Origin of the sequence: Paenibacillus plantarum (assembly GCF_013141695.1) — a bacterium.
Taxonomy (GTDB): domain Bacteria; phylum Bacillota; class Bacilli; order Paenibacillales; family NBRC-103111; genus Paenibacillus_E; species Paenibacillus_E plantarum.
In genome coordinates, this window is sequence record NZ_WHNY01000076.1 from 1 (window position 1) to 25,579 (window position 25,579).

A 25,579-nucleotide genomic window follows, 5' to 3' on the forward strand; every position below is an offset into this window, starting at 1 on the left:
TGGAGAACTATTCTGATTAAGGTCTCTGCTTATATGACCGATTCCACATGAGTTGGGTCTTTACGACGCTTCTTCATAGATTATCATCGAATTTTTAACCTTCAACTCAACTTCTTGGCGTCACTTATGATACGGTTCCCCCCGATTTATCCGCATCGCGCGATAAATCTGCTCCACCAGCACCAGCCGCATCAGCTGGTGCGGCAGCGTCATGCGGCCGAAACTTAGCCGCATATCCGCTCGGCGCAGCAGCTCGCTCGAGAGCCCGAGCGAGCCGCCTATAACGAAGGCCACCTGGCTCCGCCCATAGGTGGCCAACTTATCGAGCGAGCTCGCCAGCTGCTCGCTCGTCCACATCTCGCCGTCGATGGCCAGCGCCACGACGTACACATCCGGGCGCAGCGCAGCCAGCAGCCGCGCGCCCTCACGATCTTTGACCTGCTGTTCCTCAGCAGGGCTCATGTTCTCAGGTGCCTTCTCATCCGGCACCTCAATCATTTGCATCTTGGCATACGGGCCAAGACGCTTGACGTACTCCGCGATCCCGTCCACGAGATAGCGCTCTTTTAATTTCCCAACGGTCAGTATCTGTATATGCATAATGTACCCCTTCTTTTATCTCAATCTTTTGATCAATTCATTCTTTTCTCAAATAACCATCCATTCCTCCCATCATACCATTCGTTGTATATACGCACCAATAGCACCCCTCCACGCCAAAAAAGCCCAGAGTTATACCAACTCCAGGCTCCCTACTCATTCTCATTTAATTGATTATAATTGCTTACGAATCATTATTTGGCTGTGACGCCGCCATCGACAGGCAGTTCAACACCTGTAATATAAGCTGACTCATCAGAGGCAAGGAATAGTACGGCTTCGGCTACCTCAGACGCGCGCCCGACTCTTGGCAGTGCAGTCTGAGACAAGAACCATTGCAGCATCTGCTTATTATTTACAAATTCAGAGCTCATCGGCGTTTCGATAAAGCCTGGATGAACCGAATTGACACGGATGTGATCCTTGCCGAAATCCACAGCAGCCGCTTTGCTTAACATGCGGACACCACCTTTGGAAGCCGTGTACGCACCCGCTCCACTGCTGCCAGTTAATCCCGCGATAGAGGAAATGTTGACGATGGATCCACCGTTATTCGCCTGCATATGTGGGATAACGTGCTTCATGCCAAGGAACGTGCTCGTCAGGTTAATGCTCATGACTTTATTCCATTGTTCAATGGTCGTTTCCAGCAACCCAACTGCAAGGGAAATACCCGCATTATTGACCAAGACGTCCACTTTGCCGTAAGTCGCAACAGCTCCCTCGACTACTTTGATCCATTCTTCTTCAGAAATAACATTGTGTGCATAAGCTGTGGCTTGACCTCCGGCAGCTTCAATCTCCTTGACAACAGCTTGTACAGCAGCTTCGTTAATGTCCGTTGCTACTACCATAGCCCCTTCTTTGGCAAATAAAAGCGCTTCTTCACGGCCCATACCACTGCCTGCTCCAGTAATGATGGCAACTTTATTAGTAAGACGAGTCATTGCGATCTCTCCTTTTATAAAATGAAATTTTTAAATTATTACGTAAATGATAGTTTAACTATCACTACAATATTTATTATATCACCATGGTATTATGAACTCAACTTCCACTTGCTGAAAGAATACCCAGTCGATATAATACTTGTATTGAAATACCTAAGTTGAAAGGTTAATAACCCTCATGGATCCGAAAGCAAGATACGAGAAAGAACGATTTGACGGCAAGCAGCAACGACTATTTCTGATTCTCGACTCAGCTGAGCGTGTATTTACGCTGAAGGGAATCGAAAAAACCACCATGCAGGATATCGCCAGTGACGCGAATATCGGCATCGCAACCTTATTTCGGTATTTTCCCAAAAAAGAAAAACTGATCGTTGCCGTAGCTACCAAATTGCTTGAACCGATGCTTCATCGTTTTCAATACGTCGCTGACCAGCCCCTGTCTTGTCTTGAAAAGCTTGAACGTTTATTCGATTCCTTTATCGAAGATCAGAACGATTCGAGCATCAAATTCATGGTGGATTTTGAAAGCTACGCATCCCACTCGCTGGAGCCATTGGAAGGTATTCTCGACTTCAATGCCTTGAACCGTAAGATTTCACGTGAGTATGGCAGGATTATTCAAAATGGCATCGAGGACGGCTCAATTCGATCTGACCTTCCGGTTAAGGAAACCTTGACTACGATCATTAACACCTTCGGTCTCTTTTCCAAAAAACTGTCACTGCAGAAAAACATTCTCCTACTGGAGTCTGATCTGGACAACGAGCAGCAGTTGACTATTCTCAAGAACATTCTGATTGATTACCTGAAAGCTCGATAGACAGAACAAAGAGCCAGTTTCCTCCATAGAGGAACTTGGCTCTTTCTTTTAGTTCGAAACGATTAATTTCGGGTCTGTCTGCCAGAACCGCTCAAGGGCCATGACCACTATAGTGGCAACTAACAACCCGTTACCAAACGCATACTGCATGACTACAGGAAGCTCAGGCAAAGGTGAAGCCGCGATGAGGGTGAATCCGGCACCGACAAGAATTCCGATTCCAAGAATCGTCAACTGGCGTTGTGTTTGAACGACGCGCGATAAGGAAGAGAATGAGTTACTGGTCATTTGCACGAAAGTCGCTAACGAGACCGCACTAGCTACGGACGTAGGCAGCTGGGCAAGGAAATGAACGATCGAAGGAACAAGAGCAATTGCCGAGAGCGCCAAGCAGGCGATGATGAACGGCATTCTTCTCGTTTGCCCCGTCATTCTGATAAAACTCGCCGTAACCGGAAGCGAAACGACACCGACAGCGGAAAATAAAGCCGAAAGTCCGTGCGATACGCCTGCAATTAGGCTAGCCCGGTTGTAGACATCCTTGCCAGGGAGTTCCTTCCTCGGAACGGCCTGCTGGGCCGCTGTAATGGCGGCAACAAGATTTGAAACAAGGATCAGCGTAAATAGCGCGGCTGTTAAAGCCATGCCTGGATTCAACTGGGGGAATCCCCAGGCCCATATATCGGGAAGATTGATCCATACACCGGAGGCCGAGCCAGCACTAGAGACCCCTCCGACAGCCAATGCTTGAAGCACCCAACCGCCGGTAATCCCTAGCAGTACGGCATAGTTACGCGTCCATCCTTTCCCTTTTACATTCAGGAACACCACGCCACCAAATACTGCTAATGAGATCAGAATCGTTCCATAATCTACAGCCCCTTGCCCTGCTTTCAAGCCGAACATGCCTTTCAGAAACACACCACTCAGCTGCAAAGACAAGATGAACAAGAATAAATTCGTCACGAGTGGTGTAAATAGATTAAGGAGTTTATAAAAGAGGCCTGTTATGCCCAGTAAAAACAACAGCACACCGGCCATTAGCAGCCCGCCTTCTAGAACCTGCAGAGCTTCTTTGGCCGTGTGACCTTGGTTCGCGGAGATACCGGCCATCATGACAAACACGCTTACCCATGAACCCGCTGGACCATCCACGATCGGAAATCGATGACCGAGTGCTGCTTGCAGCATTGAACTGAGCCCGACTACAAAAAATGTACGCTGCATCAACGAGGCAATTTCGTCCTGAGACAAATGAAAAAGACCACCAATTACGATAGGAAGCGCCACGGAACTAGCTGTCATAAAAATAAACCATTGTAGAACATGTAAATACGGATTGGAATGATACTTCCGAAGCATAAAGGCTCCCCCTTTTCTGTCCGGTTCTATGGTATCATATCGAAAAGCATACGAAAAATATCTATATCCTTTGGTTTTCATACTTTTATCGTTTGGAAAGGAATCGTCACTACGATGGATATTCGCCAACTTCGCTATTTCATCGCAATCGCTGAAGAGAAGCAAATTACAGCTGCCGCCCAAAGATTGCACATGACGCAGCCCCCGCTAGGACAACAGTTGAAGCTCATGGAGCAAGAGCTCGGCGTCGAGCTTATTCTACGAACAGGTAAAGTCATCGAACTGACCGAAGCCGGACAGGCCTTATATAAACACGCCCTACATTTGACGAAGCTTATAGAAGAAGCGGAGAATGATGTAAAAGAGATCGGTCAGGGTACGCGCGGCAAGTTACGAATAGGCGTTAACACGCTGTCCTCGGCCCAGCTGCCGCAATTGCTGCGTATTTTTAAAACCCGCTACCCTGAGGTAACGTATAAAATACAACAGAATGAATCCGCGCAGCTGCTTCGGCTTATTCGAGAACATACCATCGAGCTTGCTATCATCCGGCTCCCGATGGAATTAAGTGATTTTGAAGTCATCCAGCTGCAATCTGAACCTTTTTATTTCGTTACAGCTAAGTCCTTCGCGTCAGAATCACAGGCATTCACTTACGCTGATATTCAACGTTTTCCGCTCATTTTGCCTAGCACAGAGGGTCTTGGGTTGTATCATAGTATCATCGATCAATTCACCGAACGCGGCTTGCAGCCTAACGTAATCGGGGAATGTTCCGATATGGTCACGCTATTGGACTGGGTATCCTCTGGAGATGCAACAACGATTGTACCGGAGTCCATTGTTAAATTGCATCGCGAATATGCGTTCCAAGCTTATCAAATCGCAGACAGTCAGCTCAAATTAGCAACCGGATTAATATGGCTGAAGGATCGCCATGTATCCAAAGCAGCCCAGCATTTTATCGAGCTTATGCAAGAAACGAAATAACAGTAGCTTGTTTATTTGGGGCGGTTCCGACTTCCCCTCTCCCTTTTTGTATACGGCGGCCACGTTGGCGCTCCTCTCTCGTGCAGGGATGCGGGCAGCCGTGGACCAAATTCTAGAGTAACTGTATTTTGTACAGCTAATTTCACCTCTAATTCGCGTTTCAGTGAATTAACTGGAAATTATCCATGTAATTTTAAGATTTCAAGAGAATACGGATGAAATCCGATGATTTAACTACATAAATTCCATCTAATCGTGGAATTTGGAGGAATTTGCGAGAATTAACTGTATGTTTTCCATTTAGCCGGGGTGGGAAAGCTGAAATCAGAGAAATTTGATTATACATGAAATAAGGGGATAGCCTCACTTACCCAAACCCAAAACTTATAAATTCTGGACAGAAAAAAGAGGCCCTTAGGCCTCCCTCATACGATAAGAAAACGTGATAATGACTGGCAATGCTCGCAGTGCTCAGGCGGTGCCCAGTGGGCGAAGTGCGTTTTCTGCAAATCCACCACGTCTGGCGCTTCCTCATACTCATCAACAAATTCATCTATGGCTATCTCCACATGATCTTTACAAACGACATGCATGTCTAGTACCTCTCATCCGCAACGGTTCTGTAGATTTCTATTCTATTACTTGTTCTTCTTCTTGTACTAGTTCTTGCACTTGACCCTTATTCCACTCTTGCACTTACGCTTCCTCTACTTATCCGTCGCCTCAACCAGCGTAAGCACCGTCGTCAGCTTCTTCCCGCCACGATAGTACACCACGTTGATCTTATCTCCGATTTTCTTTTCATTGTAAAGGTATTTCCTCAGCCCAATCGTACTCTCAATCTTGCGATCGTCCAACTGCACGATAACATCTTGCGCCTTTAGTCCCGCTTCTTTCGCAGGGCCAGAGACGTCGAAGACGATAACTCCAGTTTTGACATCTGCAGGCAGCTTTAATACATCCGTCCCCTTAAAAGCTTGCAGCTCCTGCGTCGACACCCCAATCAACGGTCGTTTCACCTTGTGGTCCTTGATAAGACTATCAATAATCGGTGTCACACTATTAATCGGAATCGCAAAGCCTAAACCTTCAACGCCTGTGTCCGAAATCTTCATCGAATTGATGCCGATCACTTTGCCCTCGATATTGACCAGCGGGCCTCCGCTGTTGCCTTGGTTAATCGCGGCATCCGTTTGGATGACGTCCATTTCCCAGTCATAGTCGCTACCTTCGCGTGAAAGCGAGACAGGTATCGTCCGCTTCGGTGAAGAAATGATACCTTGCGTCACAGTTGGTGAAAAGCCAAGACCTAGTGGATTGCCCACGGCAATCGCCATTTCGCCCGCTCTTAGCTTATCGGAATCGCCAAACTCAGCAAGTATTTTCACATCCTTGCCATCCGCCTCTAGTACAGCCAAATCGGTAATCCGATCGCGGCCAACCAACGTAGCTTTGCGATGCTCGCCTTCGAAGTTTACGATTTCGAACTGGTTCCCGTTCTCTACAACATGGCTATTCGTCACAATGCGAACTTTATCCCCGCTGCGTGCGAACATGACACCTGATCCGATGCCAATGCCTGTTTCTTGCCCCGCATCGTCCTTCTTCGAAGAGATGACACTGACCACGGCTGGTTTTATTCTTTCCGTCGCTGCAACAACCGAGTCATTGCTATTCATCGGATGCACATCCGCTTTGGCCACCACAGGAATCGCAAGTGCGTTTCCTGACGGGTTACTTCCTCCAATAGCGTGAACGATTCCTACCACGATGAGCATGCCTAGTGCCCCAACGAGTCCTGCGATGAGGGCTACATACCGTCTTCGACCAGCGAAGCTTGTGAAACTCGTGAAATTCCCTGTCCCTTTGGGACGCCAGACCGGCTCGCGCCTTCTGGACCTTTTGGTCGAATAAAAATCATCATCAAACAAACTCATTTCAGGTCCCTCCTCGCTGACGGGGTTTGAAGCTCACTCGCCTTGCTTTATTTCAATCCATGGATGGATTCACGAAGACATCACCCTGCGATTGTTTTTTCACAAAATATAGGAATGTTTCGCTCGCTTCTTGCCTACAATAATAGTAAACCAAATCTCTCACCGAATTACTAGAGTGTTAGGAAAGTTTTCCACATAAGAATGTATAAGTTTTCGATTCCCGAATAAGAAAGTATAAGTTTTCGGTTCCCGAAAATTGCTTTCTTATTGGCGATAAAACTTACCACTAAACGCGGTCGCTCATCTTTGAGTGGCTTCGATAGAAGTTTTCTCACTAGACCTTATTTAAAGGAGAATGCCACTATGAACCGTATTCCGTCCCATTTTGAAGAAATTAATATGATCGGTAAGCTTGCTGACCTTAAGGAAAGCCACTATCACCAGTCGCTCGTCCTCTCTTCTCTCATTCAGGTCTTGATTGATAAAGGTCTTATTACCGCGCAAGAAATCCAGCTCAAGTCCCAGGAACTCGATGCTGCACTTACTCCGAATCCAATACATCCCATTTCGTAGAACGGTCAAAATACGTATCCATCAGCCGCAGCTGTTTCGCCTCAGGCGCTCGCTCTTGTACTATGTTATTCACGGTTAGCCTGGCCAAATCCATTAAGTTATGATCACGGCTAAGGTGCGCCATATAGACAGACTTCGTCTTATTCGTCATGATATCACAGAGCGCTTCACCTGCGGCTTCGTTGGATAAATGTCCCTTGTCTCCGAGAATACGTCGCTTAATGCTCCATGGATAATGCCCCACGCGCAGCATGTCCACATCATGATTGGTTTCCAGAACCAAGGCATCCGAATCCGAGATCTTTTCTTTTACTTTTTCGCTCATATATCCAAGATCCGTTACGACGCTTAACTTCTGTTCCCCTTCATAAAAGACGTAACCCACCGGCTCCGCCGCATCATGCGAAATCCCGAAGGATTCCACCTTCAATGAGCCGAACTCCTCTACGCCGCCTGTATCCATCACACGCTTGTTGCCTTCGGCGATCACGCCAATTTGGCGATCTAACTCAACCCACGTCTTCTCATTGGCGTATATCGGCACATCATATTTCCGAGCGAACGCACCGAGTCCCTTAATATGATCAGAATGCTCGTGCGTGACGAGAATGCCGTCAATACTACTCGCGGCGAGCTCCCGCTCCTTCATGAGCAGCTCCATCTTCTTTGCACTGAAGCCTACGTCAATCAGCAGCTTGACCTCACCGTTATCGACAACTGTTGCATTCCCCGTTGAACCACTTGATAACACCGTAAATCGAATTCCCATCTTCCCTACTCCTCTATGCCTACCTGTGTGCCAGTTGGTTATTCCTTGCTAGTGTTACTTCTTCGGTGTGTTCTTTGCACCTGGCGCTGGAGAACCAGTGGATGTCTCTCCGTCACCCTTCAGGCCAAATGGGGTAAGTGCTGCCCCCTTCTCCACCGCGCCATTGAAAGCTTGTAAATAATAAATATCTCCGTTATCAATCGTTATGCGCCAGTGCGGATACATCGGCTGTGTTTGCGAGTTATAAGGTTGTCCGTGATACCCCAACCGAACCTCGGTAATAATGGAGCCATCGCTTAAATAATTGTCCACTAAGCTGCGGACCGCTAATTGGGCCGAAATCATCTTCTGCTCCGTCTGTTCTACCTCTGATTCTACTTCAACGAAAGCTTGACGGTAACTGGTAATTTCTCCATTTTTCTCATTTAGCTCGACCATCACATCGAATAGTGGAATCTTGCTATACATTTGGGAAAATACATAGATTCCGTCTCGACTAATCGCTGAGTCTAGCTGATACATCGTAAAGTTTGGAATCTCCGACAGCGACTGAACCTCTTTACTAGCGCCTTTACCGAGCAGTGCACTCATGTAAAGTGGTGTTTTGAGCGTTCTCTCCTCGCCTGGCTTGATACTATCATCATATTTCACCGTGATGACTTTCAACTTAGGCGGATCCGTTGGAAGCTCGTCCGCAAGCCGAATATTTTTGTTGCGGAGCGCACGGTTCAAATCCTCCACAGTACTAGATGGATCCAAGGATACGCCAGTCTGATTGGAACGATTGGTGGACCACAGCTGGAAGCCGAGAATCATATTCAGCAGTAAAAATGAAGCGATCAAAATCGACTTGGCCCTACTCCAATTCATAATCTCACCAACCCTTCCCTGTCATCTTTGTCTATTCAATAAAATCATAGGTTCCGTCACGCAGCTCGATTGCCCACGTACTCGTTAATGTTAATGTCTTCTCCATAATAACCGGACGATACGCTGGGAATATAGAAACGATGCTGGATCGACGTTGATAATACTGTAATCGTTGCTCTATGGCTTCGCCCGACATCAACTCATTCTCTTTGCGTTGCCCCGACTTCAGATCGGGAATCACCATCGATCGTTCGAATCCTGAGATAACACCTTTCTGTACTTGCATATTCATCGTTCCAAAGCCTTCTGGCTGTGTGGTTACGATCGGAAGTGACTCGTAGTATTGGCGGAATATGAACGTCTGGTTGTTCAACAGTTTCTCTGGGGTGCGGGCTACCATATATTTCCCATCCCAACCAATATGCTGATTGATAAATTTGATGCCAGCCATCAAATCTTCCAACACCTCGGTTTTACTAGCCGCTGGTGCTACTGGATCGAAATACGTCACCCACCGCTGGTCTCGATTCAGTTGGAAACCGCGCTTACTATCCGTGTAGATCTCCGAGCCATCCCGTTCTTTCAGATAGCGTGTAATGCCGGGGTCTACGAACAAGCTTTGCTTCAATTGATCCGCCGTAAGCTGCGTATAAGTAAATGTATAGCTAGGTAGATGCAGCGTCTTCAACGGTAGATAATAATCACCGCTATTCGTAGTCTTATATAAATTGCTTGGCTCTCCGTAGGCCACGAAATTCTCAACGTCCTTACTCGTGAAATCCGCCCCAATGACTTCATAACCAACACCTGGCGAATCCGTGAAAAAGAACGCACGAACCTCATCATTTGTCCCCTTGGAGTAGATCCAAATCTTCGTAATTTTGTCGTTCTCAACAGGGATTTCACCTTCGATCCGGAACAGTTGCTGCAGAATTGTGAAGGGAATTCCTTCCCGGAATCGAATCTCCACACCCAGCTGCTTGGTCCGAACTTCTTCCCAGTTCACATTGACGAGATACATGGACGTCTTACGGAAGCCTTTGAAGCTACGTTGCTTAATATTATCCAGCAATCTGGTGTAGTAGTAATTACTTGGGTACAACACGGAATGCTGTTGATTTCCTAAGTGAATGATGAGTTGATCAGGAAATAGCATATCAGCTAGCTCCGCTTGCTTACCGAGCGTTTCCGTCTGCACATAGTTGCTTTGCTTAATGGGCTCAATCTTCGGAGGGCTATATGAAGCTAGGATAAAGCTCTGATACAAGCTTGTTCCAATCAATAGAACGAGCAAGACCGATTTCAGACTCTCTATCATACTTCACCCTCCTCTTCCTGCCTAATCGGTAATGTAAATAGGACGCGCGTTCCTTGACCTAGCTCTGACTCTAATGCAATCGTCCCACCATGTGCTTTCACTATTTCCCGGGCAATGGATAGACCTAATCCTGTGCCTCCCATGTTGCGAGAGCGTGCTTTATCTACGCGATAGAAACGGTCGAAAATCCGGGAAAGGTCTTTCTTCGGAATCCCCATCCCGTTATCTTGCACGGATATTTCCAATATCTCTTTATCTATCTTGCGAGCTTCCAAGCGAATCGTACCTTCGTCGCCAGTATATTTAATCGCATTAGATACCAAATTATCGAGCACCTGATCAATTTTATCTCGATCAAGCAAGAGACTCGTTACACCATATTCCACGTGTAACATAATTTGAATTTTCCGTTGCTGCAGCTGAAAAGAAAACCGGTCCGCGACCTCCTCCAGCATCTCGCTGACGAGCGTCGAGGACTTGCTCATCATCGACTGCTTCGAATCCAGCCGCGAGAGATGCAAGAGATCCGTCACCAAGCGGATCATCCGCTCGGTTTCGCTACGCGTCACGCTGATGAAGCGTGACGCCAGCTGTGGCTCCTCGATAGCTCCGTCATCGAGCGCCTCGAGGTAGCTCTTGATCGTCGTCAGCGGTGTGCGCAGCTCATGAGAGACGTTCGCCACGAACTCTCGTCTGGCTTGCTCCAGCTTCTCCTGATCCGTTACGTCCTGCAGCACCGCGATGATCCCGTGCTGGCCCTCGCCACGCTTATGAATCGGCGTAAACGTAATACGAACCGACAGCTGTTCATCCTCGTCGTCTGGCAGCTGAATATCCAGCAGCGTCGTATTCACTTGCCCCGTGACCAAGCCGCGGATCGTATCTATCGGAATCCCGATGACTTCGGATATATCCAATCCCAGCGTTGTTTCCTCTTCCACCTGCAAGATTTGCTTCGCCCGACGATTCAATACGATTACTTGTCCTCTATCATCCGTAGCGATAACACCGTCATTCATATTCGTTAGAATGGAAGCAAGCTTCTCCTTCTCTTCTTCATTGAGCGAGAGCGCCTCTTTCAGTCGATTCATCATGAAATTAAAGGTCTGCCCCAGCTGGCCGATCTCGTCGGTCCCCTGAATGATGACCTGTTGATCAAAATTCCCCTCAGCTACCGCTGTTGCCTGCTTCGTAATCTCTTTAATAGGGTTCGTAATCGTGCTCGTTAAGAGAACACCTAATAAGGCAGTCAACCCTAGGGCAATCAACGTCGCCGAAATGAGGATTCGGTTAATGGAACGAATCGTCTTGTACACATCTTCCATGGAGGCGATGATGTACACCGCCCCTAAGACACGGGCCCCGCTGCCGACTGGCTTCGCGATAATAACCTTTCGATATCCATCTTCGTCCGTGAAGATCCGTTGATTATCTTTGATCCCTTGCAAGGCTCGAATGACTTCGGGTTGTGTATTTTTTTGCTTCAAATGACTGGCGACCGATGTGCTAATCACATTACCATTCGCATCAATGATTTGAATTTCCGCATTATTAATGGAAAAAAGATTGCTCACGAATTCATTTAAATCCGCGTAGGTTTTCTTGCCCTCGGTCGCATTCTTGCTCTCCTGATCCCCCGTCAAATACGATTCAACGAAGCCAGCAAGCAGCGTGACCTGACTATTGCGGGATGCTAGGAAATCATTCTTAAAATATGTTTCTACCGTCTTATAGAAATACACCCCAATGAGCTGCATCGCGATCAGAATCAGCAGAACATAAATAATAATTAGCTTCGCTTGAATCGATTGAAAGAAGCGGATGCCCTTCATGTTTAGAAGCCACCGGCTTTCGGACTGCGCATCAAGTAGCCCAGACCCCTGCGCGTCATGATATATTCTGGACGACTTGGATCCGTCTCCAGCTTCTCGCGCAGACGGCGAATCGTCACATCGACAGTTCGTACGTCGCCGAAATATTCAAAGCCCCACACCGCTTGCAGCAGGTGCTCACGGGTCATTACTTTGCCGGAGTTTTTGGCCAAATATTGAATGAGCTCGAACTCCCGATGTGTCAGATCAAGGGGTGTTCCATCCTTGTAAACCATGTACATGTCGTTATCGATAAAAAGCGCATGAATGCGCATCCCATTCCGCTGCGCCTCCGGCTCGTTCGGTGCCGTTTGCACCTTCGTTTGTCTGCGCAGATGCGCCTTCACACGGGCGAGCAGCTCCCTGGTGCCGAATGGCTTCGTCACATAGTCGTCTGCGCCCATCTCTAAGCCCAGAACCTTGTCCAGCTCTGTATCCTTCGCTGTCAGCATAATAATCGGCGTATTGAGCTTAGAGCGCACCTCACGGCATACGTCCATGCCATCCTTCACAGGCAGCATGAGATCAAGCAAGATCAGATCTGGCTGCTCCGAGAACGCAAGCTCAACAGCGCTTCCACCATCGTACGCACAGATGACCTGATAGCCCTCTTTCTCCAGGTTAAACTTCAAAATATCTGCAATTGGTTGTTCGTCATCCACCACGAGAATTTTTCCAAACATGCGACCACCGCCTACTATAAAGTAACTGACGCTAACACGCCCGATCGCGTGCAACTGCCAGAGTTAGATCCGTTTTTCAGCCAGTAATTTCCTACATACTCTTCTTCATTTTAACATACATTGATTGAAAAAGAGACAAGGCCCCCCGAGTTGTCCGGATCGACCTTGCCTCTTATCTCATCTTAACGATTCAAATATTTCAAAGGATTTTCCAAGTTACCGCTGCTGTGTATTTCAAAATGCAAATGCACACCAGTAGAGTCGCCTGTGCTCCCCATAATTCCAATTTTTTCGCCCTTTTCGACGATGGTGCCTGACTTCGTAGTAATTTGGCTTAAATGCCCATAAAGTGTTTCATATCCGTTGAGATGGTTAATAATAATATAATTGCCGTAATCTGACTTATAGCCCGTTTCGATGACCTTGCCGTTATCTGCTGCCATAATATTTCTGTTACCTGTGATGTCGATGCCCTTATGTAACTTGCCCCAACGATAACCGAATGTACTTGAGATACTAGGAGAAATAACAGGCCACGCGAACTTCCCTGTACCTTCACCTTTAATAACTTTTGTCCCTTTTTTCACCTTAGCGGTGACGGGCTGATCAATGATTTCTTCGTTCACGACTTGCTCTTCGGTCATTAAACCATCAACCTTCGTCACTTGAATGGTTACTTTCTTAAGGCCATTCTTTCCTGGCGAAATCGGTTGGACGACGCCTAAGCGCATCGAATCGTCTTTCACATACTCCGTATCGTACTGAATCTCTTGATTCTTTACGATTTTCTCCGTCGTTTTCACAGAAAGCGTTGGCTTCAGCACGGTAACTTCCAATTGATTTCCGATTTTAAGCTTATCATCTTGAAGGCCTGGATTATTATCATAAATAAATTGCTTGGTGATGCCTAATTTCTTCGCAATACAAGAAACGCAGTCACCTTCAACAACCGTGTACTTCGCTGGTGCAACATCGCCAGTTTGCAGGGTCTTCACGACATCATCTGGCTTCGCTAATTCCGTTGGATCGATAGGAACTTCCTCTTGATCGACCTTTTGAACGAATTCCACCTTTTCAAGCTCGGATGGTGCTGTTGAGATATCCTCACCTAGACCGGTAGATAAGGCAGCTACTTTTTCGCTATTTTTCCCTTTGGGTGTAAATGGTTCGCTGACTTGATTCAGAATCTGATTGGCTGTTGCCTGATCCTTCACAATCGCTACCGTCTTGCCATCTACTTTCAGTGCCACACCCACAGGTTGCGGTATGAGCATTTGATCCAAGGAGGAAATAACACCGGAATCGTCCGTTTTCATATTGTAAGCCCTTTCAGACGTGTAGGTGATTCCGTCTGTTTTAAGCACGACATGAACATTTGGAAAATCCTTCTGAACATCTAACGGTTTGTTCTTCTTATATTCATCAATTATCTTATTATCGCTTACGATACCCACTTCTTGGTTGTTAAGCATCACATGATACACTTCATCCATGCCCGCTTCTACATACTGATGTCCGGTGAACGTAATCACTCCCGTAAGTGCAATAACACCTACGCCTACTGCAAGAGACCATTTATGTCGTTTGATTACCGTTAGTGTCGTGGATGTCTGAACATCGGCTGATTGAACTTCCTCTAGCTGCTTGTCTGATAATGATTCATTTCCGGTCAAGCTTTCTCGCTTAGGCGTGAATCTCTTAACGAGATCCATGACAAAACGCATTCCCCTGAAACCTGTCATGATCTTCTCCCTTTGAACGGTTTTGCATCCCTAGAGTAAACACTCGTAGATACATAAATAAACCTTGATTAGACATAATATCCATTATGTTGTCTTTCTTTTGTTAAATTTAACACACTTTCCGTGCCTATTTCAACAAAATACTCGATTACCATGTGATAGATTCGTGTCCACCACCAAAAGAAGTCGCTAAAAGTCTATTTTTTTGTTCGAAATCCCAACTGTTTTGCCTGCAAGTTAAGAGAAATGACGAATAGGCATGAAACTTAGAAGGGAAGCTACGGATTGAGATCCATGGTCAGCAACTTCCCCTGAGCCTAGTACTTATTTAATATATCTGTTAATTGCGATAGCTCTTTGTCACTCAAATACTTCTTAAGTGTCGCGTTTACTTCATCAAGTTCTTGCGTAGTAATCCCATCTTCCAGGATCGCGGATAGTGTCTGCACCTCGGTCTGCGGCAGTTTAGCGACAACAAGTGAAAATATTTTCATTTTATCATCGCTTGAGAGGGCTTCTTTCTTTTTCGCAAAATCCTCTGTGGACATAACCAGCTCCTTCTTCTCGCTCTCCTCCGTTCGAGCGCTTCCCATCACGGCTACCGCATCGTCTTGATTCACAGTCGATGTGTCTAAACCGCCGCTTGACGAACTAATTCCGCCCACAGGTTGTTGATCATTCGGATTTGGACTTGAACTCGGGCTTGGAAAGGCTCCTGACGGGCCCCGACTAGGAGTTGGCGAAGGCTTCGTTGTTGGGGTTACTTCTACGGCAGCCTTCTTCCCCTCGTCTTTCCCCTTAACTATATTCAACTCTCCCACCAATCTTGACGCAAATTCACCAAATTGAATCTTTTTACCCATCGCTGGTAGCTGATATTGTCGAAATATATCCTCCACGTACATGTTCACCACGTACCATGTTGTAAACATCGTAATTGATGTAATAAGGACGGTACTTATGACGATTTTACTTAACCAAGTTAATAGTTTCATACGATTTATATCACTCCTAACATTGCTTCCAGCTAGATATCCTTCTCCTCCCAGTATGGACGAAAACCCTGCCATTATATCCCTGTAGGAAAAAAGAAAAATCCCCTAAGCTGCAAGAGCAGCCTAGAGGATTATTTAGCTTATCTATGAATTAAGCGTAGATAGGACGAACCAAATTCGTTTGCTCACGGTTACGACCTACGGAGAAGATCGCGATTGGGATACCTGTAAGCTGAGATACACGCTCTACATAGTGTCTTGCGTTCTCTGGCAAATCACTCAACGTACGAGCTTCAGAAACATCTTCTGTCCAACCTGGAAGCTCTTCGTACACCGCTTCACACTCGGAGATAGCTTTCAAGCTCGCTGGGTAGTGCTCAATCAACTCACCGCGGTACATGTAGCCTGTGCAAATTTTGACCGTTTCTAGACCTGTCAGAACGTCGATGGAGTTCAAGGACAAGCCCGTGATGCCGCTAACGCGTCTTGCGTGACGCACAACAACACTGTCGAACCAGCCAACACGACGAGGACGACCTGTTACCGTACCGTACTCGAAGCCTTTTTCACGAATCCAAGCGCCGATTTCATTGTCCAATTCCGTTGGGAAAGGACCGTCTCCGACACGTGTCGTATAGGCTTTAGCCACACCGATGATGTTGTGAATCTTCGTTGGGCCTACGCCTGAACCGATACACACACCGCCAGCTGTTGGGTTGGAAGAAGTCACATACGGGTATGTCCCTTGGTCGATATCCAACATAACGCCTTGCGCGCCTTCGAACAATACTCTGCGACCTTGGTCGATATATTCGTTCAAGATAACGGATGTATCTTTTACGTATGGACGAATGATTTCTGCATACGCAAGGTACTCTCTGAGGATTGGCTCCACATCAAGACCTGTAGAACCGTAGACTTGCTCGATCAATACGTTTTTCTCAGCAACGATACGACGAAGCTTCAATTCGAACTCTTCTGCATCCATCAAATCCGCGATACGAATCCCGTTACGTGCTGCTTTATCCATATAACAAGGGCCGATCCCTTTGCGGGTCGTACCGATTTTGCTATCACCTTTGCGATCTTCTTCCAGACCGTCAAGCACCAAATGATACGGCATAATGACATGCGCGCGATCACTGATATTCAGGTTCGTCGTTGTAAAACCATTATCATGAATGTAATTAATTTCTTCAATGAGTGCAGCCGGATTAATAACCATCCCATTCCCGATCACACAAGCTTTATCTCTGTAAAAAATACCGGAAGGAATCATCGTCAGCTTGTACTTTTTCCCACTGATAATGATCGTATGGCCTGCATTGTTACCACCTTGGTAACGCGCAACAACCTCAGCAGATTCCGCTAAGAAATCCGTGATTTTACCTTTCCCTTCATCTCCCCATTGCGTACCGACAACAACAACCGTTGACATATGCACTTACCTCCGTACGGTGACTAGTCACCCATAATGAGCCGTTATGGCTGTAAGACCACAGAGGAAAGTTGGACTTCATTAAAGCGCTAAAGCGTTCAGCGTCCATTGCACTTTCCCTCTGGCGATTCTGGTGATGCAACTACCTCTATTCACTGCTACACGCGGCAACAGACAAGAGAGCTAACTCTCACTTACTCACCGCAAAGGAATACTGGGTCTCTTTCGGCAGTGATCTGCAGGAAGGAAACCTACCCTTCGGCATGAAAAAACGACCTTATTTCGAGTTACCTGCCTAGGGCCGGCTTGTCGATCAAGGTTTTTTCACCGTCTTTAGTTTAGCAGTCCCCCATGCCAAAGTCAATGAAAAACGAACGATTATAGGGGCGTCTGTATAATTGTTCGGAAATTACGCAAACTTTTTCATTGCTGCCGCTTAAAGAAGGTAAACCTCTGTCTTTGCCAGTTTCACATGCATTCTGTTCCCCATAAGATTCCTCTTGAGGGCACTTTTTATGTCTGTTGCTGGAGAAAAACGCTGACACATTTGGGATAACACGCTGGAAGCGTGTTTAACCGCGTTATTCAGCCTGAAACTGCAGCTGTAACGATGGTTTTCATCACTATTACGGCGCTTTACCGGATTCCGCCCACTCCGAACGCCTCCCCATCTCCCCTACATCATCCGTCTCACTCTCCCATTAACACGCTACTCAGCATTAAATGGAAATACTACAGCTATTTTCGAGAAATTTCGCTGAAATGAGAATTTAGCTGGATAACATGTGGTTATTTCCAGCAGTTTCGCTCAAAAGAGTGAAATGCTGAGGAATTAGCTACATGAAATACAGTTAAGTGGATTTTGAACTGAAATTTTCCGGATTTAGCTACATGAAATACATTTATTTCTGTGACGACATAGGTGTAAACGAGTGTACACGGTCTTCCACAGGGGGAGCACCCGCCCCCCTCTAGAAATAAAAAAACAGCCGTCAATACTGCGCGGCGGCTGCTTCTTGATGACTGCGATCCATATTCACGAATTTATTGAATTGCTTCAGGAAGGCCAGCTCGACGGTACCTACGGGACCATTCCGCTGCTTAGCAATAATAATCTCGATAATGTTCTTCTTCTCGGATTCTTTATCGTAGTAATCGTCCCGGTAGAGGAACGCTACGATGTCGGCATCTTGCTCAATGGAACCGGATTCCCGAAGGTCAGACATCATCGGACGCTTGTCCTGACGCTGCTCAACGCCCCGGCTCAGCTGCGAGAGCGCGATGACCGGTACATTCAGCTCACGGGCAATTTGCTTCAGCGTACGGGAGATCTCAGAGACCTCCTGCTGACGGTTGTCTCCGCCCTTGCCGCCACGTCCGGCAATCAACTGCAAGTAGTCGATGAGGATCATGCCGAGCCCCTTCTCCTGCTGCAAACGACGGCATTTTGCACGAATATCCGCGACCGTAATCGTCGGGGTATCGTCGATATAGATATTCGCCTCTGACAAGGCGCCAATCGCCATCGTCAGCTTCTCCCAGTCATCGCCTTCGAGATAACCCGTCCGCATGCGGTTCGCATCGACGTTGGCCTCGGCGCAGATCATACGTTGTACGAGCTGCGCGGCACCCATCTCGAGCGAGAAGATCGCGACGGTCTCTTTGGCCCGAACGCCGACATTCTGCGCCACGTTCAGGGCGAACGCGGTTTTACCAACAGAAGGTCGGGCGGCCAGAATGACTAAGTCTGAACGCTGGAAGCCAGACGTCATCTTGTCGAGGTCAATGAATCCTGAAGGGATTCCCGTTGACCCGCCCTTGTTCGAGTAGAGGTTTTCAACCTTCTCGAACACTTCCATCAGCACGTCGCGAATGACGACGAAGCCGCTGGAACTGCGACGCTGCGAAATCTCGAGGATCTTCGCCTCCGCCTCGCTGAGCATCGCCCCAACATTATCCTCATTGGCATAGCCATTGGTGACGATCTGCGTCGCGGTCCGGATCAAACGACGAAGCATCGACTTCTCCTCGACAATCGCCGCGTAGTAGTCGATGTTGGCAGCGGTTGGCACTGCATTCGCCAGCTCCGATAAATACGTCACACCGCCGATCTCCTCAAGCTGCTGCTTGTTTTGGAGAAGCGCTGTTAGTGTAATAAGATCGACAGGCTCTTGATCCTCTGCGAGCTCAACGATCGCCTCGAAAATGCGCTGATGAGCGCCGCGATAGAAATCATCGCTAGTTATTCGCTCCATCGCGGTGATCAAAGCATCCGCATTAATCAGAATCGCACCAAGGACGGCTTGCTCAGCTTCTATATTTTGAGGCGGAACACGATCCACAAACATATTATCTCCGTTGCTCATGCTACTGTGCCCGCCTTTCATTTTCACAATTGATAGTTTACTAGCTAGTTTATGTCTACAAGAGAGAAGAGCCCCATCAGGGACTCTCGTTCTACTGCCTGCTATTCAAAATCTTCATGTCCTCTGTGGCTGAAGCTTACTTCTCTTCCGTTACTTGAACGTTCAAACTAGCTGTTACTTCCGCGTGCAGCTTAACCGGAACTTTCGTTACACCTAGGGTACGAATCGGCTCTTCCAGTACGATTTTACGCTTATCGATCACGATCTTATACTGCTTCTCTAACACCTCAGCGATTTGTTTACTAGGAATGGCTCCGAACAAACGGCCGCCTTCGCCAGACTTCGCTTTAATTTGAACGGTCATTTCACCAAGCTTCTCGCCTAACGCCTGCGCATCTGCCTTCTCTTGGTCCTTGCGGCGCTGCTCGGCTTTCTTTTGATTATCTAACACTTTGACTGTGCCCTGAGTAGCTGGAGCTGCAAGTCCTTGTGCGATTAGGAAATTTTGTGCGTACCCTTCGGATACTTCCTTCACTTCGCCCTTCTTACCTTGGCCTTTAACGTCTTTGAGTAAAATTACTTTCATTCGAAAAGTCCCTCCTCTTCCTGCATATCGGCTAGTACTTGTTTTAAGCGGTTCGTCGCTTCTTCTAATGTGCAGTCTGTTTGCGTCGCAGCATTGGTTAAATGCCCGCCGCCGCCCAGACGCTCCATCACGACTTGGACGTTCATTTGGCCCAGCGATCTCGCACTGATCCCAATTAATCCATCCGGTCGTTCGGCAATTACGAAGGAAGCCATAATATTCGTCATATTTAACAATGTATCAGCAACTTGCGCGATCATCAACTGAGAATATTTACGTGATGGCTCAGCAACTGCCAAAGCCACATGTTCATAGATGGTTTCGGTGTGCTTAATAATCTCGGAACGCTCAATATAAGAATCCAAATCTTCCTTCAATAACTTCTGAATGAGAGCGGAATCTGCCCCATTGCGTCGCAGGTACGACGCGGCTTCGAAGGTTCTTGCACCAGTCCGAAGACTAAAGCTCTTCGTATCTACAACAATTCCTGCGAGCAGCATCGTGGCCTCTAGAACCTCCATCGATAGCTTCTCGTTGATGTACTGCAGCAGCTCGGTCACTAGCTCACACGTAGAGGACGCGTAGGGCTCCATATAGACGAGTGTAGCATCATGGATGAACTCCTCACTCCTACGGTGATGATCGACCACCACGACCCTGTGTGTCAGCTGTAGCAGCTTAGGCTCAGCGACCATGGATGCCTTGTGTGTATCCACGACGACAGCAAGTGTTCGCTGCGTCGTAATCTGCATGCCCTGCTCAGGTGTAATGAACCAACGATGTAGCCGCTCATCAGAGGAAATCGTCTCCATCACCTTCTGAATGGCTGGATTCACGCCCTCCAGCACAATATAGCCTTCTTTGCCGACGACTTGGACAGCCTTGAGCACGCCAATCGCCGCGCCGATGGAATCCATATCTGCAAATCGATGACCCATGATGATGACCTTATCACTGTCTTTCATCAGATCACGCAGTGCATGCGAGATCACCCGAGCTCTAACTCGTGTACGTTTCTCAACCGCGTTCGTTCTCCCACCGTAGAATGACAGTCTCTGTCCAACCTTCACCGTTACCTGGTCACCACCGCGGCCGAGCGACATGTCCAGCCCCATTTGTGCCATTTGACCAAGTTCAGTGAGTTGTTCAGCCCCAGATGCAATCCCGATACTAAGCGTTAGAGGCAGCTTATTCTCAATCGTAAGATCGCGAACATCGTCTAGAAGTTCAAAACGTGTTTGTTCCAACTGGCGTAATGCCTTCTGATCCATCAAGATTAGGAATCGGTCTGATGAAGTCCGACGTAAGTACAGCTGATTCTTCTGAGCCCACTCGGTAATTTCACCAGTGACCTTGGCCAGCATAAGGCTGCGTGTCTGATCATCCAGACCCTGTGTCGCCTCTTCCAAATTATCCATCATAACGATACCAATCGCCGTTTTACTATCTTCGTATTTCTTCGCTAGCATGGCTTGCTCCGTAATTTCACGCAGATAGAGGAGTCTCTCCTCGGGTTTGGACCAGACTTGATAAATAAATTGGCCAACTTTAAGCTCGAGTGTTTCGGCCTTGTCTTTCTTATTCTTGAGATCGGGGAAATAATCAAAGAGCGACTCACCAATCACCGAGTCTTGCCCTAGCATTTTCGCTACAAAAGGATTGTGCCACTCCATGCGTTTCTCTTCATTATATAAAATAATGCCGATGGGCAGCCCGCTCATGACTTCATTACCGGCTTTTTTCACCCGATGAGTTATCGTTCCGACGTACGTATTCAATTCTCGACGAAAAGCTGTCTCCGCTTGCAGCGTAAAATACGCCATTACTCCGCAGAGTAAGAGAGCCGTTAGGCCAAGCCACCATTTGAACATATAGATAATGGCTGTCAAGGCGATGAGCAGAACGAACATCCACACAATATGTTGACCGTGCCACCGCTTCAAAAGGAACTTCGGCATTCGAACTAGCTCCTAATCCTATAAATTTTTCTTGAACCGTTCACGGATTGGAAACGCAACATCAAATACCCCTAATAAGCTATACACAATAAATAGTGGCGGCATAAAGATGAGAATGATAATGGCCACAATGGGCAAGATCGGTTTCCACTTATTTGCATGCGCCACAAAGAACAGAAAGCCTATCGCTTGAACTGCAAATACGAGCATTAACAACGGCATCGCATTCATCAGCAGTGTTGAAATGAGTGAACTTGAATCAGGCTTTGAGAATAAATCTAAAACAAAAGCCACTAAATAAATCCAGACAAGTGATCTTTGCAGCTTCCACTCTCGCATTGGGCGCAAACCAGGAATACCTTCTCCTGTTTTGTTCAAGAACCACCGCGTTACACCATGTGTCACAAAGGTTATAAACAACGCCACAAAAATCAAATACAACGGTATCACTTGCACGATGAATCCAACGTACCAGTCCTGATCTTTAGGTAAAATCTCCTGAATGCTACTCGGCATCGTTGCAATACTATCTATCATGAATTGCTTGAACTTAGTCACCGGGTCAAGACCTAAAGCAAAGCCTAGAAGCAGGCTTAATAATGACTCAGCCAAGACGGTAACGATACCCGCAGTTAATACGGATCTTGCTGCCGCTTTGCGTTTGTACAGGTTCCCCATCACTAACACTGGAGGTAATATGAACAACGCAATCGTTATTAAATAGAGACCTACCCACTGGGTAAGTATGTAGACGACGAGCAGACTGAGTACATAACTTATGACGAAGCGCTTCGTACTTGTTTTGACGTAAAGCATTAGAACGGGTACCAACAGAAAACTACATGTAAAAATAATAAATGGTGTCATCAGCGATAGCAATGAAATAATCATAACAACGCTCCAAATGACACTCTGCCAACTTCGATTCCCCAACCGGGCTCACCTCTTACGTAAATGTTCTTCGAGCGATGAAATGTCGCCGTACCAGTCCTCAAGTTGATGGCCCTCTTGGCGGTGCTTCTTCATTTTCTCAACAATAGCTTCGTCCAAACTGCGATAAGAAATCCCCAGTCTTCGGCCTAAAATATAGCCACTCGAAATCAAACTGGCTAATCCATCGACCATTTTTACATGACTACCTTCCCACATGCCTTTGAGCAAGTGAGCTACATGATCTACGACTTCTGTTTTGAGCCACTCAATGACTTTGGCCCGTCTGGCTAGGTCAACTTCTTTATCCCTATTCAGCAACCGTCATCACTCCTCATATCAGCAGAAACGATATTGATCAATTATACCACAAAAAGGTACTAGAAAAGAAAGCCTCTAATCGAGCTCTCCGATGCCATAGAAAAAGACAGCTGATCTGGACAGCTGCCTTGTTGGGGAATTGTATTCTTTTAGGATAAATGCCTCGAGATTGGCAATCTAGATTACTCCCTCAATTTGTAATTAACTGCTCCTTCAAAGCTAGAATCTGCCCTTCCGTTATACCAATCGTTAGTAAATAGCGTTCCGCATTGCCGTACCGAAGCTCTAAGTGAGATAGCAATGCCTCCATATAAGCGGGGTCACAACCTAAGAAGCTCTCATACACTTCATCAGGCACATTCACAGGTTTACCCTTACGCAATTCATCCATGATTGGCGTAATACAGGCATTCGTTAGCACATAGTCTTCCAAAATTGTTCCATGTGGAACATTTGCAAGGTCTAACAAGAGGGCCGAAACGACACCAGTACGATCTTTACCTGCCGCGCAATGGAAGAGACTTCCATGGATGGATCCCTCAGCAAGCAAACTGAAAACACGTAACAATTCGGCTTGCGAAGTTTCAAGCAAGTTAATATATAAATCACCTAGATTGCGAATTTGTGTCAGACTCGATGTCGCTGGATTGATCAAACTTACATTATGATAGCTCACTTGCTCGGAATCTGCGAACACGTTCTTACTCTCCACAAGCTCATGCGCATTTCGCAAATCAATAATCGTCCGTACACCTCTGTTCACCAAATCTTGTTGGCTATCCGTACTAAGTTTGTGCAAACCATCCGCTCGAAACAGTACGCCCCAACGTGTCATTCGCCCGTCTTTCGTCTTGTAGCCTCCTAGATCACGCAAGTTATATGCGCCTTCAACCTGTAGAACGCGCTGCTCATTGGCCATATGTGTTGTCATGGTTATTCATCCGCCTCTATTCAAATTTGGTATACGTCAAATATCGAATTGCTTCAGTTGCTGATGCAACATCTCATTCACTTCATAGATCGCTTCTTTCGCATCTTGGATGTTCCCTTGCTTAAGAGCCTCATAGATGCGGGAGTTGATCCTTCTCCCCTGTCTCGGATTGGATAGAGACTGCGGATTCATTGTTCGATAGGAAACAACTTTGCACATATATTTACCTTTTATTTGCTCCAGAATCTGCATCATGTTCTGATTGTGAACGGTAGTTAGAATCGTCTCAATAAATAGCAGCGAACTTTCATAATAGAGCCAGTGATCACCGTCATCCGCCGCTTGAATTTGACGATCCAGATGGCCTCGTAACGACGTCAAATCGAAGGAAAGTCCTCGCTTTTCAGCAACATCGAACGCATAAATCTGCATAGAAACCAATACTTCAAACATGTCACAAAACTCTTTGAACGAAATATTTTTAACAAAAACGCCCCTGCCCCTTATCGACTCCACGAAACCTTCTTGCTCCAGTAAAGAAATAGCCGCCCGAATCGGCGTTCTACTCATGTTCAGTTGATCCGCCAATTCATTCTCTGATAAAAGGGTGCCAGGCAAATAATTCGCATGAATAATGTGATTCCGAATTTCTTGGTAGGCTTTCTTTTCTAGCGATGGTTTGGCCTCACTTTTTGTTTGAAGAAGATGTCGTGGCTGTGTAAATAATGAACTCATTAACGCAAACCGCCTTTGACGAACGAATCGATAATTTGACGCTGTAGAATAAAATAAAGCAGAAGAATCGGCAAGCTTGCCATGGTTGTCGCCGCCATCATCGGACCCCACAGATTAGCGTCTGTGGACATAAACGACTGCAACCCGATTTGGAGTGTGGCATGCTCCGGTTTGTTCGTGACCAGTAACGGCCAGAAGTAGTCATTCCATGAGGAAATGAATAGTAGCACGCCTATAGAAGCAATCGATGCACGTAAATTCGGGAAAATCGTTCGCCACAACACGCTCCAGTCGGATGCCCCATCCAGATGAGCCGCTTCAATTAACGTTCGCGGGAACGATTTGAAGGTGTTGTACAGCTGGAGCACTGCAAATGCGGACACGATGTTCGGGATGATTAACCCCATCAAGGAATTCCGCAGCCCCCACCCGCTAATAACCACATAGTTAGGAATCATGATGACCTGAAATGGAACCAGCCATGTCAATGAAATTAAACCGTAGAAGAAACCTTTGCCGCGAAAATCCCAGCGTGTGAACGCATATGCCGCCAGAATGCTCGTGAGCAATTGGGCTGCTGTTTGACTTATAGCAACGATAATCGAGTTCGTCATCATACGAGCCATAGGAATGGCGTGCCATGCCTGCACGTAGTTATCGAACGTCCAGTGCGTGGGAAGCAGTGACGTGGAGTACACTTCACCTGCTGGTTTAAAGGATGTGTTTAACATCCAGTAGAATGGGAAAATCGCAAGAAAGCTAAGCAATATCAATACGGTATGCTTACCGACGGTTGCGCTGCGGGATCCATTCAATCGCGGATTCTTCATG

The 25,579-nt window shown here is 46.8% G+C and carries 24 protein-coding genes; 3 read left to right on the top strand and 21 right to left on the bottom strand.

Annotation, left to right across the window (positions count from 1 at the left end; genetic code table 11):
* Nucleotides 1-120: 120 nt before the first annotated feature.
* Together rlmH and GC096_RS32320 are read right to left on the bottom strand one after the other, a co-directional pair.
* Nucleotides 121-600 (bottom strand): 23S rRNA (pseudouridine(1915)-N(3))-methyltransferase RlmH, encoded by a 480-nt coding sequence (gene rlmH, locus GC096_RS32315; protein WP_171636258.1) that lies wholly within the window; start codon nucleotides 598-600, stop codon nucleotides 121-123.
* A gap of 194 nt (nucleotides 601-794) precedes the next feature.
* Nucleotides 795-1,547 carry an SDR family NAD(P)-dependent oxidoreductase gene (locus GC096_RS32320; RefSeq protein WP_171636260.1) on the bottom strand — a complete coding sequence of 251 codons (753 nt, stop codon included), beginning with the start codon at nucleotides 1,545-1,547 and terminating at the stop codon, nucleotides 795-797.
* A gap of 181 nt (nucleotides 1,548-1,728) precedes the next feature.
* Here GC096_RS32320 and GC096_RS32325 point away from each other — a divergent pair, with 181 nt between their 5' ends.
* Nucleotides 1,729-2,373, top strand: a complete 645-nt coding sequence (locus GC096_RS32325; protein ID WP_171636262.1) for a TetR/AcrR family transcriptional regulator — start codon at nucleotides 1,729-1,731, stop codon at nucleotides 2,371-2,373.
* Between the two features lie 48 nt (nucleotides 2,374-2,421).
* On the opposite strand, the gene GC096_RS32330 is transcribed toward GC096_RS32325, so the two are convergent.
* A complete protein-coding gene (locus tag GC096_RS32330) occupies nucleotides 2,422-3,735 on the bottom strand; it encodes a purine/pyrimidine permease (protein ID WP_171636264.1) in 1,314 nt (437 codons plus the stop codon).
* A gap of 114 nt (nucleotides 3,736-3,849) precedes the next feature.
* On the opposite strand from GC096_RS32330, the gene GC096_RS32335 reads away from it, so the two are divergent.
* Nucleotides 3,850-4,725, top strand: coding sequence for a LysR family transcriptional regulator (locus tag GC096_RS32335; RefSeq protein WP_171636267.1), 876 nt, complete (start codon nucleotides 3,850-3,852; stop codon nucleotides 4,723-4,725).
* A gap of 425 nt (nucleotides 4,726-5,150) precedes the next feature.
* Here the strand turns inward: GC096_RS32335 and GC096_RS32340 are convergent, their stop codons facing one another.
* Both GC096_RS32340 and GC096_RS32345 read right to left on the bottom strand, forming a co-directional pair.
* The gene (locus GC096_RS32340) at nucleotides 5,151-5,318 is read right to left on the bottom strand and encodes a CxxH/CxxC protein (RefSeq protein WP_063795715.1); all 168 of its coding nucleotides are present in this window, start codon (nucleotides 5,316-5,318) and stop codon (nucleotides 5,151-5,153) included.
* A gap of 114 nt (nucleotides 5,319-5,432) precedes the next feature.
* Nucleotides 5,433-6,662, bottom strand: a complete 1,230-nt coding sequence (locus GC096_RS32345; protein ID WP_171636269.1) for a S1C family serine protease — start codon at nucleotides 6,660-6,662, stop codon at nucleotides 5,433-5,435.
* Nucleotides 6,663-7,025: 363 nt separating this feature from the next.
* On the opposite strand from GC096_RS32345, the gene GC096_RS32350 reads away from it, so the two are divergent.
* Complete coding sequence (locus GC096_RS32350) at nucleotides 7,026-7,235, top strand: hypothetical protein (RefSeq protein WP_056622608.1); 210 nt, start codon at nucleotides 7,026-7,028, stop codon at nucleotides 7,233-7,235.
* Here GC096_RS32350 and GC096_RS32355 read toward each other — a convergent pair.
* The 16 genes from GC096_RS32355 to GC096_RS32430 form a co-directional block, all read right to left on the bottom strand.
* Entirely contained in the window at nucleotides 7,204-8,004 is an 801-nt protein-coding gene (locus tag GC096_RS32355) for an MBL fold metallo-hydrolase (protein WP_171636271.1), read from the bottom strand. The two genes, GC096_RS32350 and GC096_RS32355, sit on opposite strands and share 32 nt — an antisense overlap.
* Before the next feature lie 54 nt (nucleotides 8,005-8,058).
* Nucleotides 8,059-8,874: a two-component system regulatory protein YycI gene (yycI, locus tag GC096_RS32360; protein ID WP_171636273.1), complete on the bottom strand. Its 816-nt coding sequence runs from the start codon at nucleotides 8,872-8,874 to the stop codon at nucleotides 8,059-8,061.
* A gap of 31 nt (nucleotides 8,875-8,905) precedes the next feature.
* A complete protein-coding gene (locus GC096_RS32365; protein WP_171636274.1) occupies nucleotides 8,906-10,192 on the bottom strand; it encodes a YycH family regulatory protein in 1,287 nt (428 codons plus the stop codon).
* A complete protein-coding gene (walK, locus tag GC096_RS32370; protein WP_171636275.1) occupies nucleotides 10,189-12,024 on the bottom strand; it encodes a cell wall metabolism sensor histidine kinase WalK in 1,836 nt (611 codons plus the stop codon). The genes GC096_RS32365 and walK overlap by 4 nt, the downstream gene beginning before the upstream one ends.
* A gap of 2 nt (nucleotides 12,025-12,026) precedes the next feature.
* Nucleotides 12,027-12,746, bottom strand: a complete 720-nt coding sequence (gene yycF / locus GC096_RS32375) for a response regulator YycF (RefSeq protein WP_056622616.1) — start codon at nucleotides 12,744-12,746, stop codon at nucleotides 12,027-12,029.
* 182 nt (nucleotides 12,747-12,928) lie between these two features.
* Nucleotides 12,929-14,488 (bottom strand): M23 family metallopeptidase, encoded by a 1,560-nt coding sequence (locus tag GC096_RS32380; protein ID WP_171636276.1) that lies wholly within the window; start codon nucleotides 14,486-14,488, stop codon nucleotides 12,929-12,931.
* A gap of 317 nt (nucleotides 14,489-14,805) precedes the next feature.
* The gene (locus GC096_RS32385; RefSeq protein WP_171636277.1) at nucleotides 14,806-15,483 is read right to left on the bottom strand and encodes a hypothetical protein; all 678 of its coding nucleotides are present in this window, start codon (nucleotides 15,481-15,483) and stop codon (nucleotides 14,806-14,808) included.
* A gap of 151 nt (nucleotides 15,484-15,634) precedes the next feature.
* Nucleotides 15,635-16,921 (bottom strand): adenylosuccinate synthase, encoded by a 1,287-nt coding sequence (locus GC096_RS32390; protein WP_171636278.1) that lies wholly within the window; start codon nucleotides 16,919-16,921, stop codon nucleotides 15,635-15,637.
* 992 nt (nucleotides 16,922-17,913) lie between these two features.
* Complete coding sequence (dnaB, locus tag GC096_RS32395) at nucleotides 17,914-19,287, bottom strand: replicative DNA helicase (RefSeq protein ID WP_056622622.1); 1,374 nt, start codon at nucleotides 19,285-19,287, stop codon at nucleotides 17,914-17,916.
* Between the two features lie 136 nt (nucleotides 19,288-19,423).
* Complete coding sequence (rplI, locus tag GC096_RS32400) at nucleotides 19,424-19,873, bottom strand: 50S ribosomal protein L9 (RefSeq protein WP_065851200.1); 450 nt, start codon at nucleotides 19,871-19,873, stop codon at nucleotides 19,424-19,426.
* Nucleotides 19,870-21,831 carry a DHH family phosphoesterase gene (locus GC096_RS32405; RefSeq protein ID WP_171636279.1) on the bottom strand — a complete coding sequence of 654 codons (1,962 nt, stop codon included), beginning with the start codon at nucleotides 21,829-21,831 and terminating at the stop codon, nucleotides 19,870-19,872. The genes rplI and GC096_RS32405 overlap by 4 nt, the downstream gene beginning before the upstream one ends.
* Nucleotides 21,832-21,849: 18 nt before the next feature.
* Complete coding sequence (locus tag GC096_RS32410; protein ID WP_171636280.1) at nucleotides 21,850-22,764, bottom strand: DUF2232 domain-containing protein; 915 nt, start codon at nucleotides 22,762-22,764, stop codon at nucleotides 21,850-21,852.
* 6 nt (nucleotides 22,765-22,770) lie between these two features.
* Nucleotides 22,771-23,082 carry a MazG-like family protein gene (locus GC096_RS32415; RefSeq protein WP_056622632.1) on the bottom strand — a complete coding sequence of 104 codons (312 nt, stop codon included), beginning with the start codon at nucleotides 23,080-23,082 and terminating at the stop codon, nucleotides 22,771-22,773.
* Nucleotides 23,083-23,272: 190 nt separating this feature from the next.
* Nucleotides 23,273-24,013, bottom strand: a complete 741-nt coding sequence (locus GC096_RS32420; RefSeq protein ID WP_171636281.1) for a tyrosine-protein phosphatase — start codon at nucleotides 24,011-24,013, stop codon at nucleotides 23,273-23,275.
* A gap of 36 nt (nucleotides 24,014-24,049) precedes the next feature.
* On the bottom strand, nucleotides 24,050-24,748 hold the full coding sequence (locus GC096_RS32425) for a GntR family transcriptional regulator (RefSeq protein WP_171636282.1): 699 nt from the start codon (nucleotides 24,746-24,748) through the stop codon (nucleotides 24,050-24,052).
* On the bottom strand, nucleotides 24,748-25,578 hold the full coding sequence (locus GC096_RS32430; protein WP_171636283.1) for a carbohydrate ABC transporter permease: 831 nt from the start codon (nucleotides 25,576-25,578) through the stop codon (nucleotides 24,748-24,750). The genes GC096_RS32425 and GC096_RS32430 overlap by 1 nt, the downstream gene beginning before the upstream one ends.
* Nucleotide 25,579: the final 1 nt, after the last annotated feature.